Here is a 15,259-nt window from a genome sequence, read left to right as displayed (position 1 = left end):
GGTGGCTCCCGCAAGAATGGTCGGAATACCGTCTAAATATCAGACAAAGGCCAGATGTTCCGGGTCGGCTCCGAGATACTCGTGGATAAGCATGTTCTTGCTGTTGGCAACACAGTGATGGTTGCAGTCACGGGCAGGATTTATCTTGAAAAATTTTTCATGCCCGTTAAACCAGAAATCCTTGAACCTCTGCTCCCTGATATCCCCCAGCACACCGCATTGCAGATTGTAGGCCTTGTCCTGACAGGAATAAATTCTCTGGTCGGCTCCTATGATCGGCAGAATCTGCTGATATGGACACCATGAATAATTCTTTGCGAATTTTTCATCCAGATGATGATAGGAGTCAAATACTTCATAAGAGTCATCCGCAAGTTCCGCCACCGCCCTCTCGGTCTGATCTTTGACTTCTTGAAAAAAGGGAGCGTGATACTCATTGTTTTCCCGCCCGTCATTACTGACCACACAGGCTGAAAATTTTACGCTGTTAACACCGATATCTTTAAGACGCCGTCCCATCTCATAAACATGCCCGGCATTATCCTGATTAACTATGTAGCTTACCCCCAGAAAACATTTTCCGGATAATTTCTGAAAATTCTCAATGTTTTTCATGACCCGACCGAACTCTTCCTCCGAAACGCCCCTGAACCGTGCGTAACTGGGACCGTCCCATCCATCCATGGAAACTCTTATCCATGTTCCGCGTTCAGCGAAAACCTCTGCGGCCTCGCCTTTCATAAGCCCGCCATTTGTCAGCGAAGCAATACGGATTCCTCCTTCGGAAAGAGCACGGGCTGTTTCAGCAAGATGCGGATAGCAGAAAGGCTCACCGCCTCCGCTGAAAGTAACTGCCTTTACACCCATCTCAACGCAGTCCTCAACAATCTCGGCCATCTTTTCTTTTGGGATGCGATCCTTCACATCCATGTCCTGACCGAGTTGAAGATTATCTGCCCTATACGCGCAATATGAACAACTGTGGTTGCATACGTTGGTCGGCTTTATGCGAATGTGAATCGGTGCTTTCACTTCACCGGAATCCTGCTGAAGGGAATCCAGTTTATCCTGATAATGAAAAATCTTGAGACTGGTATAAAGCTGCATATCGACCCTCCCGGCTTATTCGAAATAGATGAATTCGTAGTCGCCGGTATAACCGAACTCATCGAAAACCCATTCCCACTCGCCCTTGTCGAAAAAGGATTCGCAGGTCAAGGCCCAGCATTGCAGGTTGAACAGTTCCTGCTCATTCCGATAGCTCTCGACACACATATATTTGTTTGCGGCAACCCGCTCCATTTCCCTCAGAGCTTTCTTGAGATCAAAAACACGCAGGTTATGCAGGGAATTAACTGAAATCACCAGATCGAACTCATGATCTTCGAAAGGAAAAGGATTTTCGGCCCTATGATAAAAAAGCCTGTCACGAATTTCTTCTTTGGCGTCCCCCAGCCCATGTTTTGAAATATCAAACCCGCATACATCCATGCCCAGCAGGAACAATTCATAAAGCAGGTAGGCCTTGCCGCACCCGACATCAAGAATGCGATCCCCTTTCTGTAGTCCATACTGACGTATCAACCCCTCGGCCATGGGTTTCCAGTACCCCGGGCGGTAGGAATATCCCCCGTATCCGAAACGGCGATCCCCATCCCAATAGTCAAACTCGTATTCCTTGGCCTTGAGCATGCACTCGACTTTACTGTCCACCATACGCGGAAGATATTCCCTGCTGGTGCTCTTATGCAGTGGAGTGATCAGGTTTAGAAGTTTTCCCATGAATATTACCTTAACAGATTTTATTTGTGCAGCGGACAACAGGCAAGCACAATGACCGCCTCTGCGGGGCTTACACAGGGGTGGACCTGTCCGCGACCGAACATAAACACATGTCTGAAATTTTTACCGGCAGTGTTCTTCAAAACATCTTCAAGACCGACCCGAATTCCACCAGCAACTACTACTCCGTCAGAATCCAAAAGGTCTGCCGCAGATCTGAAAAAGTCTCCCCAGTTGACACGATTTTCCTCATCGCCAGGATCAAAGCGGATCGCTCCACCATAATTTCCCTTTGGAACATCCTGCTCGGATTTCAAAAATTTTATTTTTTCGGAATTCCAACCAGCAGAAATCCTCTCCAGGAAATCGTCTTTCCCCAGCATGGTCAAAACACTTTGAGTCTCGCAGGCCACAGTCCAGCCTCCCAACCCTTCCAGATGGTCATAAACCAGAACATGACCGCGTCCACCAATCATTTTTCCGGCAAACTTGAACCAAGAAACATGCCACATCAAAGAAAAAGGATCGTACTTGAAAGCTTTGGACAGCCCAGGGGTGAGAGGAGGGTGATCATTGCCGAATTCCTTGACCAATTCTGCCCAGCTTTCCTCTGGATTCTTAACATCTTTACCGGTCATATTATTTAGTCCACCTTTTTTGAGCAGCCTACTGCGAACAGATAATGTGACATGGGGTAATAGCCGGTGTGAACGACCTCGTCATTCATGGAAAAAATGAACACGTTGCGGAAATGTTGTTCCAATGTTGCCTTTAGGCGTTTGGCATCAAACATATTCACGTGGCCTTTTTGGCTTTCAGGCGAGGCATATGGAGTGCTGGTGATATTGGGTGTGCCTATAACACATACTCCACCATCGGTAATATTATCGAAAACAGTTTCGAAATAGCGTTCCTCATCCTCACCGGCCAAAATGTGCTCGATAACATCCAGGCTGACCACTCCGTCAAACGGTTCTTCCTTTAATCCCAAAAAATTACGATTTTCAAAACGTACTCCAGTTCCTGAAAAATTCCGCACAGCTGCTTCCACAGCCGGAGTATCAAGATCAATTCCAAGATATCTCTTTTCATTCCTGTGAAGCATGGAAGCTCCAATCCCCTCGCTACAGCCCAACTCCAAAATACTACCGCAGTCGCGAGTCATCTGACCTGCAAAGGCATAGCGGGCATATATAAAGGACAGACGTTTGGGATCCTTCCTAAGATTATGAGCCATATGCGGGGAAAGGCGTATTTCTTTGCCACACTCCATCTGTTCTCTCCCTTGTATGCGATTCCTTCTAACGGCCAAGCAATTCTTTGACTGTTGCTGCAATATTTTCAGGAGTAATTCCTGCAGCAGCCATATGCTCCAGTTGGGTTCCGTAATTACAGGAAAAGCTGTCCGGAAGCCCTATTCTCTTAAATCGCAACGGCCTGTCCAGACAGGCTTCGGCCAGAATTTCGGCAACAGCGCCACCAAGTCCGCCAAGCACTGTATTTTCTTCCACACAGACTACACATGAAGCCTTGCGGGCTCTTTCGAGAATTGCATCTGCATCCAACGGTTTGACAGTGGGGACGTGAAGGACCGAAGCTTCGACACCTTCTGCAGCCAAAATCTCCCCGGCTTTTTTCATGGAGACGAGAGTTATGCCGCAACCCAAAATCAAGGCATCATCCCCTTCACGATAACTATAGGCCCTGCCGATCTCGAATGATTTCTCCCCTGTGACAACAGGATCATACCCTTTGGCCAAACGGATAAAAATCGGTCCCTGATGGTTCAGTGTCTCCGGCATAAATCTGACCATTTCCTCTGCATCGGCAGGCGAAACTACAGTAAGATTGGGAATGACCCTGAGAATGGAAATATCTTCGGTAGCCCAGTGAGTAGGACCGAGCGGGGCATAGACCATCCCTCCTCCGTTGCCTATGAACCTGACATTCAGGTTATGCAGACAGGCATCTAGCACAATCTGCTCATAACAACGCCTGGTAAGAAAGCTCTGGATGGTATTAACATAAACAATCTTCCCTTCGTGGGCCATACCGCTGGCCATCCCCACCGCGTGGGCCTCGGCAATACCTTCCATGAAAAAACGATCCGGCATTTCCTCCTGAAAATGACATAAAGTGCCGGCCCCAAGATCCGAACCGATAAAAACCACCCGCTCATCTTTTTTTGCAAGTTCGTAGACCTGCTCCAGACATGCCTTACGCATCGTATCCCTCAATGGCTTTGATCATATTTTCATATTCCTCGACAGACATCTTGGTTTTATGATGCCATGAAGGATTGCCCTCCGCAAAAGGAATGCCCTTGCCTTTGACCGTGTGGCTGATCACCACCGAAGGTTTATCTGCTTCAAACGGAAGGACGGAAAAGACTTTTTCCAGTTCAGCTACGTCGTGTCCATCAACCTCCCTGACCGCGAAGCCGAAGCTCTTCCACTTGTCGGCAAAAGGTTCAAGTCCGGAAACCTTTTCGGTACAGCCGTAGGACTGAAGCTTGTTGTAATCCACAATCGCAGTCAGATTGGAAAGCTTCTGTTTACCGGCACTCATGGCAGCTTCCCAGACGGCACCTTCTCCGCACTCCCCGTCTCCCAGCACGGTCAGCACCCTGCTTGCGGAACCGTCAATACGTAACGCGGCCGCAACCCCTACCGCAAAAGAAAGACCGTGCCCCAGACTTCCGGTGGCAAACTCCACTCCGGGAATCTTCGCCGTAGGATGACCGCCGACCAGCCCGTCGTAGCAGCAAAAACTGAAAAGTTCCTTTTCCGAGATAAAGCCCTTCTCCTCAAGCATTACGTAAAGGGCCAGGCAGCCGTGTCCCTTGCTCAGAATAAATCTGTCCCGATCACTTCCGGACGGATTGTTGGGATCATACCTGAGTACGGAATCATAAAGAACTCGCAAAGTCTCCACCAGAGACATGGATGGACCGATGTGTCCGCGCCCTGCATGATGCAGGACATCAACTATTCTTTTTCTAAGCAATTTAGATCGCTGATCCAAAATTCCGCCTCCTGCAATAAATACAAAATTATTTTACAACGTATCAGTGACAAGGCTCAGTATCTGCCTGTCCCTACCCAAAAAAGTCCGGGCTTTATCAAGCTGTGCCTTACGCATATCATCGGCGCTATCCACAACCTCAGAAGCGAAGCAACGCCGGTCTATTCCGTCTTTTAAAAACTCATTTAAAAGGATGAGACACCATTTCAACCTGAACAGCGGCAGGTAGGCCCTGAACCTGTTCTCGAATCCCCGCTCCTTACCGAAGATATCCTTCATACCGGAATAGAACACCTTAATTTCAGAGACACTGAGTTCCATTGCCGGGTGCAGCAGAAAATCCGAAGCCGCCTTAACCGGATCATCCCAACCGAAATATTCAAAGTCCAAAAAAGCCAACTTTCCCCCGGATCTTCGCAGACAGTTATGGAAACCGAAGTCTGAGGGGCTGAGAGTCCTGTATTCAGGAGCAAGAGATTCTTCCGAATCGGGCTGACTCAGCAATCTGCGAGCTGCATCAACACTTTTCTCAAACTCCATGAGAAAATCCGTACCCAAAAAATTGTGCATCTGCTCAAAAAGCAGGTTGTCGCAAGGTAAAGCCATTAAAACAGCAGTTCTTTGCTCTATATTCGAAACGAGCTCACCAAGGGAAAAACATGCTTCCGCAGCAGGAGAAACTGTTTTTGCGCCATGCAGACCGCGGACGGACCAGAGCCGCCTTAAAAAATCCAGTACCGCCCCTATATCTTTTATGCCGTGTTCGCTGACAGTCCTGCCTTCAATGAAAGAAAACAAGGCCCCCTGCAATTCTTCACTGACCCCAATCGGACTTGGAACATCCGTGAATCCGGCCCCGGACATAAATTTTAGGGCAGTCCATTCCTGTTCCAGCCTGCTGCGTCCTTCAGCCGTTGGCTGCAGGTAAAATTTTGCGACATAAACCTCACCGCACAGACTGCACACCTTGTAAACTCTGCTGTTTTTCCCTGCACAGATTCTGGTTGCCGATTTCAGTTCCTTCCCGAGGAGCATTTTCAGCAATTCCCTGGCATGATTCATGAAAGCTCACCGCATTGAAAAAGAAATGAACCGATCTGGTCAAAGGAAGAAAAGACTTTTCCCTTTGTGAAATCCTTTCTACCGCTTTCCGCAGAAAACAAAATAGCGATTATTTCTTCCGGGAAATGATCATCGTCAAAGACCTCCACAAGGTCATCAATAAAGACATCACAACGGAGTTCTTTGATTTTGTTTATTTTATCAACTCTTGTAGGTAAAAACCAGACATCATCCGGGACCATGCCCAGACCGCTTTCCGCAAAAAAATCATTCCCGGCCAAAAACTCCATTGCTGCCTCGCGAAGATCAATCTTGGGACTGCCGTAATTTGGAAATCTGGTTTTGTGGCTTATGATCTTAAAAGGCCAGGAACGGACCTTCAGTTCCGATAAAAAATTCCACACTCCGGGCATAAGTTCAGCCCGAAAAATTTGTTCTCCATAAATGGCTATCTGCAATTTCTGCCACTCTTCGTCATTGAATTTCGAGCGGACTTCATCACGAACAGCTCTTTTGTTCTCCGGAATCTCAGAACCTATAAGCCCCCGTTCCAAGGCAATCTTATGCAGTAACCCGTCATAACGGATAATTGTGTTGTCCAGATCAATTCCGATCAACATGATACTACTTATATGAAATTTACATGGGGATTAGGGTGGGCTAGCTCCCACAGATAAGTATTAACCTTGTCCATGCGGCAGTTTGTCCGACATCCGGACACATCAAAATCCTTGAACCATTCAAGGGAATCCTTGCGCTTTTTCCCATTCCAGATCTCTTCGAAGCTCTCATCAACAAGATTACCGTATAAAAATCTATCGTCTCCAATAAACATAGGACATCCCCAGACATTCATGTCCACGTCGACATAAGACCAGAACGGCAGGGCCATGCATTTTTTATAGCCACGGTCCCCCTGCAGAAGCCTTTCCATCGTTCTAGCGCGATATATAACCCTGAACGAATCTGTTTCATAACGCTTCAATTCTTTCTCAAGTCCGGCAAACTGCTCGTAAGTAAGCCCCTTGTAATCGTCAGCCAGCCCCAGAGGATGCTGCGAATATGGTTTGACCACCATGTAATCAAGGCCAATTTCCCCGCAGATCCGGACCAGGTCCGGCATATCGGCACGGTTTTCCGGCAACAGAAGACTCTGTAGACCGAGAGTGCACTTTGAATTCAGCTCCTTCCTTATCCGGACAGCTTCCTTGAGGTTGTCAATAACCTTGTAAAAATCATCTGCCGATGTTCCCTGTATATCCTTGTAACTTCCCGGAGTTGTCCCGTTGCAGCTTACTTTAATCCAGGAAACGTTGTTTATAATCTCCTCAACTTTGTCCGGTGTCATTAAAACACCGTTCGTAGCTATCGCCGTGTCTATTCCGGCATTCTTGGTAGCATTGCAAATACGAGTAAAATCCTTATGCATAAAGGACTCACCTTCACCTGAAAACAGGATGCTTTTCAAACCGGATGCAGCCATGCCCTTGAGTCTGGAAAGATATACATCTGTCTGAATATACTTCGGCTTGTGTCCTGTGAAATCGTATCCGCAAAACACACACCTGTGGTTGCATGCGCTTGTGGGGCTGACTTCCATAAAAAGGGGGCCGATGTTCTTGCCGGAAAGCCAGTCGGAAACCCTCTTCGGATGAAACATAAGTTTGTGAGAATCAATGCGAAATTCATCATTGGACATATCAGGCTATCCTTCTTGGTTTATTGAAACGGAATCCATCCAGTAGTGGAGAATGCAGGCGTGCCCGGTTTCGGCCATGCCGTAGGTATATGCCGGAATCCAGAAATTAAGATCACCTATCTGACGCATTTTGTTGTCCGGCTTCATTGCCGTTACAGTGACAACACTTGCCCCGATCTCGGCGGCAAAACGGCAGGCGTTGACGACATTGGGAGAATTGCCGGAACTGCTGATCCCCACCAGCATGTCGTTGGGGGTCATACGCCTGCGCAGGGGCTCCACAAAGACCTGATCATAGGAAATATCGTTGGCCAGAGCGGTAATCAGAGCCAGATCGGTAAAAACCTGAGTGTGAACGTGGGCATTTTTTGCCAGATCGGCCGAAAAGTGACTGGCCATGGATGCGCTGGCCCCGTTGCCGATCAGGTAAATAACCCGTCCTTCTTCTCGCAATTTAACCGTCCTTTCCTTCCAAAGGCAGAATCCTTTGTCTATGGAACACATGGGATCGGCGCTGCAATCGACCTTAAGAGCATTCAGGCACTCTTGCATGTCAGAAGTATGACGGGACCACATCAGACTGTTTTCCTTTGCTGTTTCACTTGTACTGCTTGAATGCCGTCCAGAGTTGGGGGACTGTATCTGCATGGAATCCGCGGACATAGTAACTCCTTCCGCCATCGGCGACGGTTCGTACCAACATTGTTTTCCATGGCCTGAAGTAATACTGGGCGCTTGATCTGGGAGCTTCGAGGCCGACATCATGCGGCAGATCATGCAAATCACACACCAATGTCGTAAAACGACACACCTCGCTCCCTTTGGCAGCAGCAGCGTTACGAACCATGGACAAAGCCTTGAGGTACACCTCCGGGGCCATGATCGCGCTTCCGAAGTTCATGACCACTCCGCCCTCAAGCTTTTCCAGTTCAGCGGCAAAAATCAGAAAATCAGTATAGCTGGCCTTTCCTGCTGCGGCTGCATCAAAATTCGGATGTTCATGGACAATATCGTACCCGATGCCGATGTGCACCGTAACGGGGATATCCAATTCATACGCCCTGCCCAGCAGACTTTTACATGCATGCGGATAATCACTGGCAGCAATGTGGCGCCCCACACTTTCGCCAAACCCCAGACCGTCACGTGCTCCTTCCATTACTATGTCATTCAGAAGGCCGGTTTCCGTCCATAGCCCGAACTGGCCGGTGGAAATATATTTGGCCACGCTTTCGGTGGTGCGTCCATGCATTGCGAATTCAAAATCGTGAATTGCACAGGCCCCGTTTACCGCGATGCAGCTGATCAGCCCCTGCTCCATCAGATCGAAAAGATATTCCTGAACACCTGAACGCAGAACGTGAGCTCCGATCATCAGCACCCGGGCCCGCTCCTGCTCTCTGGCCTTTACTAGATCAGACACAACCTTATGAAACGAAGGATGCACCTCATCCCTTAGCTCGGTGATTCCTATAATTGAAACATCAAGCATGCTTTCCCTTTCCGCAAGAGGCAGAACTGTAAGGGAAGAACGGTCAAATTGTCTGTATTTGCTTGCCATAATTATAAAATATTATTTGAGAGTTGCGGTTATATACTTGCGCATGGCTTTTTTCCCGACGGATTTGTCGTTGCCCATGACCTGAACGGCCAGCGAACCGGCCACGTTTCCTACAAACCCGACCAGTTCATCCTTGAGATTCATGAAACTGGCCATGGCCGCAAGGGAAAAAAGCGCATCCCCTGCTCCCACACGGTCAACGATATCGGAATTGAGCGCCGGGATTCTAACAAAGTTATCCCCGTCGCTCCAGACGCAGCACCCGCGCCCACCCTGAGTGACCATACCCTTTGATGCGCCAAGCGAGTCGCCGACCCCGGAAAGCAGGCTGCGGAAGCTGCCCACCTGATCTCTTGTTTCAAGACGGAGTTCATGTTCCGCCAGAGAAAAGAAATCAACACGAGGATACTTGCCTATGGTGTTGAATCCACGGTTACCGGCATTGGCCTGAGTATTGACCGCCAGATAGGGTGCGCGTTCTGAGAGCAGCTTAACCAGAGCGGGGGTAATCAGACCATGCCCGAAATCGGCCACCAGCACGAGGTCATAGCCGTTGAACAGGTTTTGCAGCTTTTCGACAAGTTCTTCCTCAACCCGCCGGGGTAGTGGGTCATCATTCATCATGTAGATTTCCATGACCTTGCTTAAGGAATAGGCATCTACAAAGCGGCGTTTCAGCGTGGTCGGAGAATCCGGACGGGTAGCAAAATGCGGTTCGATCAGCGGATTCAATTTTCCGCGAATGAAATCTTCATAGCGGTCAGTATCGCCAAGCATGGAGAGCAGCCCTACTTTTCCGGCAAAATTGGCTACATGATTTGCAACAGCCAGAGCACCTCCGGCATACAACTCGTGCGACTGATATTTCAGAGCCAGAATAGGGTCTTTTGAAGATTTACCGAGCGTGGAGGTAATCTGGTATTCATCAAGGATGGTATCACCGACAACCAGCACGCTTAAATCCTGCATGTCGTCTATGACTTCAAGGACATGATCCAGATCGAACCTGGCCCTGAACATCTTGAGATATTCGTCCAGCTCCTTACTGTTCTTGGCAAGATAGCGATTTATCAGATTCGAGGAGCTGAATACGATGTCGGAGGTAAAAACAAGCTCAGCGCCGATTTCCTTAACAACATCAGCCTCGGGACCGATCTTACCGGTAGGATCGTCATCAACATTCTTGAATTCATCACCCTTGGCATAAACATGCGGACGGATCAGACGCAGGGTCTCTTCAGCTGTCGGCCACTCATTAATGGTCACGTAATCCGTTTCACCGAGGGATGCCAGGGCCTCGGCCCGAAGTCTTTCTGTAAAAGCGGGTCGATCAGGTCCCTTGTCAACGTAGCAATCCGGGGTAAGACTTACGATGAGCACATCTCCATGTTCTTTGGCCTGAGAAAGATAGCGGATGTGCCCGATATGCAGCAGGTCGAAGACTCCGTGGCAGAGAACAATTCTTTTGCCCTTTCCCCGCAGCCCGGCTGCGATCTCGGCCAATTCGGCTATAGTCTTTATCTTACGCTCAGCTTTGCTGGTCATTTTTTTGCTAACCCCTTATTTAGGCACTGCATCAATAATCAAAATCAACTTCATGCACACTATGCCATGCCACTTTCAATAGCTCAGACAAAAATACGGTTCAACGCACTATGCCTTCTGCATATTTTAACGCTGAGGACACCCCAAAGACCGCACCCGTATATCATTATAAATTTCAACCATTTTTACGGCAAGTTCCATAAGTGAGAAAGACATAAAGCTATCACACTACGGAAGAATAAAACGGATGTCCTGCCGTCTGGCCTTTAATCTTTTCACTATCGATTCAGCCGTCAAAGATGAAAAGGGAACGACTACAGTGCTGCCTGTAGGGATATTGTCTACAGAAAAGATAGGTATCCCCATAAGCTCATCTCCCTGTCTTGCAAGATCCTCGTCACCAAAAAAATCAACATCTCTATCCAGCGAATGAGCCAACCAAAGGCCTGAAATAGAGGCCCCCAGAACCCCAAAAGGACGTCCATTACTCACGGACTTCACCTTGTCCAACAAATTACTTAGGAATTCCAAAGAACTTCTAATAGAACCGGAACCAGTATTGTTTACCACTTGATTTAACACTGAATTATCTTTCCGAGCAATAAATCCAATCTCACGGGGAACCCAATCGTCCATTATTTCGATAAGCGAAAACCCACCAAGATTGGCGACCGTTTTCAAGGATTGTGTAGTAAAATGAGAGCAGTGATCTCTAATAACCAAATCAAAAGGATTACTGACAAAACATGGCGCCTGAACAAACAGCCATCCGGTCTCATTGATCAAGTGGTAAACAGACTTCAGTATTTCAACGGGCTCAAGTAAATGTTCTATTACATGGGTCATCACAACAAGATCAAACTTTTTATCAATCTTGCTCAACTCTCCGGAATAAACTTTTTCTACCCCATGCAATGCGAAGACATCGTCAGATCTTAATTCATACTCATACCCATAACATTCCCAGTCTGGTCTCCTTTCAGAAAAACGATGCAAAAACCTACCACAGGAACACCCTATATCAAGAATTTTTCCTTCTGCAGGGATATCAACAACCTCAAACAATTTATCAAGCAGTACTGAAAACCTGGCTCCTTTAAGCCCACTATCCCTAAAGACAAGCTGCTCTCTCCCCTCTCCTAGAGGGCATGACTCATAATTTGTATATATTTTTTCGGCGTCAGCAATCCACTCCTCACAAATTTCCTTTTGACTATGCCCGCATTTATTGCAAAAAATGAAATTACCAATTGTATGCCAAGGCTTTAAATCTGACGTTACTCCTTTATGGCCGATTGAACTAATCACCTCGAGATCCGATGATCCACAAACCAAACATCGCTGCATAATTGTCAAGCCTACTTTTACATCATTGTGAGCAAATGAAACAAACTCATGTAATACACAACCCCAAAGCAAAGATAACTAACTATAATTAAAGGCTGATTAAAAAAACAAACTCAAAAATTTCATTCTCAAAATCTGCCTCTCCGGCCGATCCCTTCTATGCAAACACGTGAGAACCTATAAACATGTTTACCGGATGTGTTTTTTTGAATTGAACCATCCGGATAAAACCCTTTTTCGGCCCAACGACAATAGCAAAATCTGAATCCGGCTGCGTTGGACAGAATTACCGCCCCTGTTCAGAACAATATTTTTCTATAGCCTGCAGGCAATCTCCGCAATCAGAAATCATCAATGATTTCAGAGCCTGAGCACTGGGAGGAATAGGTAAAGAAGAAGAGAACTCTCTGGAAGATGCTCGTTCAACTCTTCCCGGCAAACTCAGACGTTCAAAAACGGTATTTATAAGGTCAAAAATGGAAATACAATCAGCTCCGGAAATGTGATATATCCCGTTGGGCAAGCAGGAGTCGATACACATCAAAATTCTTTCTGCCACACAACCGGCATGAACAACGGAAGTCCAAGAGTCTGCAGCGGCACGGACATTTTGCCCACGGCGTCCCTTATCCACCAATCTTGTCACTATCTGCTTGTCCGCATTCCGGCCGGAAACGTTTCCCAACACCATGCCGACTCTGAAAATGTAATACCTGCCCGCTGACAACTCTCTTGTAACAAGCTGCTCACCCACATATTTGCTAAGACCGTATGAATCGTATGGGCATGGGACAACGTCTTCCGCAAATGGACCTTCGCCAACTCCAAATACACGCGCTGTACTCAAAAAAGCAAAACCGACATTTAATTTTGAACAAATTTTAGCCATGTCCATTGGACAAAAAGCATTAATGGCAAACAATTCCCTGTCATTTCCATGTGCTGAGCCTGCACAATTAACGACCCATGATATATCATTTCCGGAAAGAATGGATTCAAATTCTGATAGATCAGAAATATCCAACTCAGCCCGGTCAATACAGACTATACGGCTTCCTCCCAAAGATCGGAGATAGGCGCCAATAAGCCCTCCTCCTCCGGTAACAAGAATTTTCCCATTCAAATTAAATTCCACCTGTAAGAAAACAAAATAACACCATAATGGCACTCACTCTTTCAACTTGGGGAAAATTACGGATAGCTCTGACATTGTAAGATAATTCTCCCTCGGAGCCATTTTCAAAAGATAGTTGAACTCTTCTACAACCTGATCCGAAATGATGTAGAATGCATTGCAAATATTTACAAGAAAACTAGTGTATGGAAACTCATTCCTTTCCGCTGCCACTGTTTTTTGGAGAATGCCTGGAATAACAACAACACGCTTCATAAACTCAGATTCCGGAAACTGCTTTTGCAATAAGTAAAATTCAGCATTTGGGAACGCCTCAACAGAGCAAAAGCGTATCTCACCGGTATCTAATAGATTTAAAAAACGGACATAAGCCAATCCTTTGCCTAATTCTTCAGCCCAGTGCCTGCTGCATTCAACCGTAAGACGAACAGCACCATGCTCGCTGTCAACATATTGAAATTTAGAAGTATTAGAGGCACGCATAATGGACTGAAAATACGGATGAGCTCGAAATTCATCAAGGATAGCATCAAGCGCAGCCTGATCGGTTCCCTGGATAGCAGTTCTTATCGATTCATATTGATAAAATTTAAATTTTAGAAGAGATGCGTTTTGCTCTACCTGCAGCAACATTCTATGCGAAATATCTTCCAAGAGTTGCCCATCAATAGGATTGTTCTGAACGTCAACACGCCGGAGACTCTCAAAAATACCTGCTCGATCAAGATCGTCACACGTTGCAAGCTGCTCCATGTCAACAACCGGGAAAAGATCTTTATCCAATATCCCCGAGGGAGTCAGGCGCTGACAACGGACACCCCGTTTCAAAAATTCTTCAGCCACCATATTAAGTTCCTGAGCTATCGCGAAATAATGAAAATAGGTAAAAACACTATTCCCATTGACATCAGGAACTTGAAACACCCCATAAGGAGGCTCTTTGCTATCTATCTCATTAAAATTCTTGTTATAGGCCCGGACTGGGCCATGGTGTTTAACCTCTGCAACAATACCATCATCAGTATAATTAAAGCCGGAATTACTCTCGTGAGCCCATGAGTGATCCCCTCCGGCGATATAAACAGTGCTGCTCCCAAGAGCCTCCGCCAAACCGAAACAGGAAATGGCACAGCTGAGCCACGACTCCCTTAGCCGATATTCATTCTTTGTAATATGCGGGTTAAAACTTTCCTTAAAAAAAACTCCCGCAAACTTGTCTGCAACATCGATGATATTTGTCCCGGAAAGGGCAACCAAGAAAGTTTCAGAACATGTTTGATTCGAAGGAAAAAGATGCTTCATTCTGAGGTCAGTATCCAGATGAACCACAAAATCGGGAGGACAATCATGTTCAAGACAAAAAGGCAATGAGCGGGCAATGCAGATTATCAGACATTTTTTCCTCAACTCTTTCAAATACGGCCCAATTTTATGCAGACTCGGGCCTGCTAGCAGAATAAGCACAGGAGCCGTTACTTCAGCACTTTTGAGGACATCACAAAGAGGATATCGCAGGTGAAGAGGCAAATTCTTTGCATTGACTATTTCCCTAGCAAGATAAAACGAAGACTGTTCTGACCGCACTCCCAACTTGTCGGGGATAGTAAAACTTCTCTGCGGAAAAAGTACGAACTTGGCATAAATATACGCCAGATGTCTCTGTATTGCGTCTATATATTTTTTTTCATGCTCATACGTATCTGGATTAATAATGATGGAAATGCCATTCACAAACAATTTTACAGGAAGATCTTTAACAACCTGCATCACTTTTTCAGAAGCTTCCGAGAAATACAGTCTGCGTGGACGCGGCAACTCCTGTGGAGGTTTTATGCCCAGAAAAAAACACAGAGAATCCCCATCATCTACAAACTCTTCTATCCCTACAAACGTATTGAACATCTGTCCTCACTTACACGCTGCTTATCTAAAAAATACAGAAAAATCTAAATCCAAGCATCCATCCCGCCAAGACATATCGATAATTGCAGAAATGCACATAGTACATATTCATTTCTTGCACATACCAGATAGCTTCAGGTTACCTACCTCTGCACAAATACAGCTATGACTCTCCACGGCTACTATTTATTCCGCTCATAAA

At 46.5% G+C, this 15,259-nt stretch carries 15 protein-coding genes; all 15 read right to left on the bottom strand.

All coding sequences use genetic code 11. The features are described 5' to 3' along the window. Window positions 1-39: 39 nt before the first annotated feature. Complete coding sequence (locus ACKU4E_RS16400; RefSeq protein WP_320172156.1) at window positions 40-1,107, bottom strand: radical SAM protein; 1,068 nt, start codon at window positions 1,105-1,107, stop codon at window positions 40-42. Between the two features lie 15 nt (window positions 1,108-1,122). Next, a complete protein-coding gene (locus ACKU4E_RS16395; protein WP_320172155.1) occupies window positions 1,123-1,782 on the bottom strand; it encodes a class I SAM-dependent methyltransferase in 660 nt (219 codons plus the stop codon). Window positions 1,783-1,802: 20 nt separating this feature from the next. Then, on the bottom strand, window positions 1,803-2,420 hold the full coding sequence (locus ACKU4E_RS16390; protein ID WP_320172154.1) for a hypothetical protein: 618 nt from the start codon (window positions 2,418-2,420) through the stop codon (window positions 1,803-1,805). Window positions 2,421-2,425: 5 nt separating this feature from the next. After that, window positions 2,426-3,055 carry a class I SAM-dependent methyltransferase gene (locus ACKU4E_RS16385; protein WP_320172153.1) on the bottom strand — a complete coding sequence of 210 codons (630 nt, stop codon included), beginning with the start codon at window positions 3,053-3,055 and terminating at the stop codon, window positions 2,426-2,428. A 28-nt stretch (window positions 3,056-3,083) separates the two neighbouring features. Beyond that, window positions 3,084-4,007, bottom strand: a complete 924-nt coding sequence (locus ACKU4E_RS16380) for a transketolase C-terminal domain-containing protein (protein WP_320172152.1) — start codon at window positions 4,005-4,007, stop codon at window positions 3,084-3,086. Further along, window positions 4,000-4,806: a transketolase gene (locus tag ACKU4E_RS16375; RefSeq protein ID WP_320172151.1), complete on the bottom strand. Its 807-nt coding sequence runs from the start codon at window positions 4,804-4,806 to the stop codon at window positions 4,000-4,002. Before ACKU4E_RS16375 ends, ACKU4E_RS16380 begins: the two co-directional genes overlap by 8 nt. Before the next feature lie 33 nt (window positions 4,807-4,839). Further along, window positions 4,840-5,868: a phosphotransferase gene (locus ACKU4E_RS16370; protein ID WP_320172150.1), complete on the bottom strand. Its 1,029-nt coding sequence runs from the start codon at window positions 5,866-5,868 to the stop codon at window positions 4,840-4,842. Next, window positions 5,865-6,488: a hypothetical protein gene (locus ACKU4E_RS16365; protein WP_320172149.1), complete on the bottom strand. Its 624-nt coding sequence runs from the start codon at window positions 6,486-6,488 to the stop codon at window positions 5,865-5,867. The genes ACKU4E_RS16370 and ACKU4E_RS16365 overlap by 4 nt, the downstream gene beginning before the upstream one ends. 8 nt (window positions 6,489-6,496) lie before the next feature. Then, window positions 6,497-7,567, bottom strand: a complete 1,071-nt coding sequence (locus ACKU4E_RS16360) for a radical SAM protein (RefSeq protein ID WP_320172148.1) — start codon at window positions 7,565-7,567, stop codon at window positions 6,497-6,499. 6 nt (window positions 7,568-7,573) lie between these two features. Then, window positions 7,574-8,143 carry an SIS domain-containing protein gene (locus ACKU4E_RS16355; RefSeq protein ID WP_320172147.1) on the bottom strand — a complete coding sequence of 190 codons (570 nt, stop codon included), beginning with the start codon at window positions 8,141-8,143 and terminating at the stop codon, window positions 7,574-7,576. Between the two features lie 22 nt (window positions 8,144-8,165). Next, window positions 8,166-9,059 carry a hypothetical protein gene (locus ACKU4E_RS16350; protein ID WP_320172146.1) on the bottom strand — a complete coding sequence of 298 codons (894 nt, stop codon included), beginning with the start codon at window positions 9,057-9,059 and terminating at the stop codon, window positions 8,166-8,168. 81 nt (window positions 9,060-9,140) lie between these two features. Further along, the gene (locus tag ACKU4E_RS16345) at window positions 9,141-10,673 is read right to left on the bottom strand and encodes a PfkB family carbohydrate kinase (RefSeq protein WP_320172145.1); all 1,533 of its coding nucleotides are present in this window, start codon (window positions 10,671-10,673) and stop codon (window positions 9,141-9,143) included. 228 nt (window positions 10,674-10,901) lie between these two features. Then, window positions 10,902-11,981, bottom strand: a complete 1,080-nt coding sequence (locus ACKU4E_RS16340) for a class I SAM-dependent methyltransferase (protein WP_320172144.1) — start codon at window positions 11,979-11,981, stop codon at window positions 10,902-10,904. Window positions 11,982-12,306: 325 nt separating this feature from the next. Next, the gene (locus ACKU4E_RS16335; RefSeq protein WP_320172143.1) at window positions 12,307-13,143 is read right to left on the bottom strand and encodes a sugar nucleotide-binding protein; all 837 of its coding nucleotides are present in this window, start codon (window positions 13,141-13,143) and stop codon (window positions 12,307-12,309) included. 45 nt (window positions 13,144-13,188) lie between these two features. Next, window positions 13,189-15,057, bottom strand: a complete 1,869-nt coding sequence (locus tag ACKU4E_RS16330; protein WP_320172142.1) for a 6-hydroxymethylpterin diphosphokinase MptE-like protein — start codon at window positions 15,055-15,057, stop codon at window positions 13,189-13,191. Window positions 15,058-15,259 lie beyond the last annotated feature (202 nt).

Origin of the sequence: Maridesulfovibrio sp. (assembly GCF_963677005.1) — a bacterium.
Lineage (GTDB): Bacteria > Desulfobacterota > Desulfovibrionia > Desulfovibrionales > Desulfovibrionaceae > Maridesulfovibrio.
The sequence above is the reverse complement of the archived record's forward strand: the minus strand, read 5'-3'. Positions and strand labels throughout refer to the sequence as shown.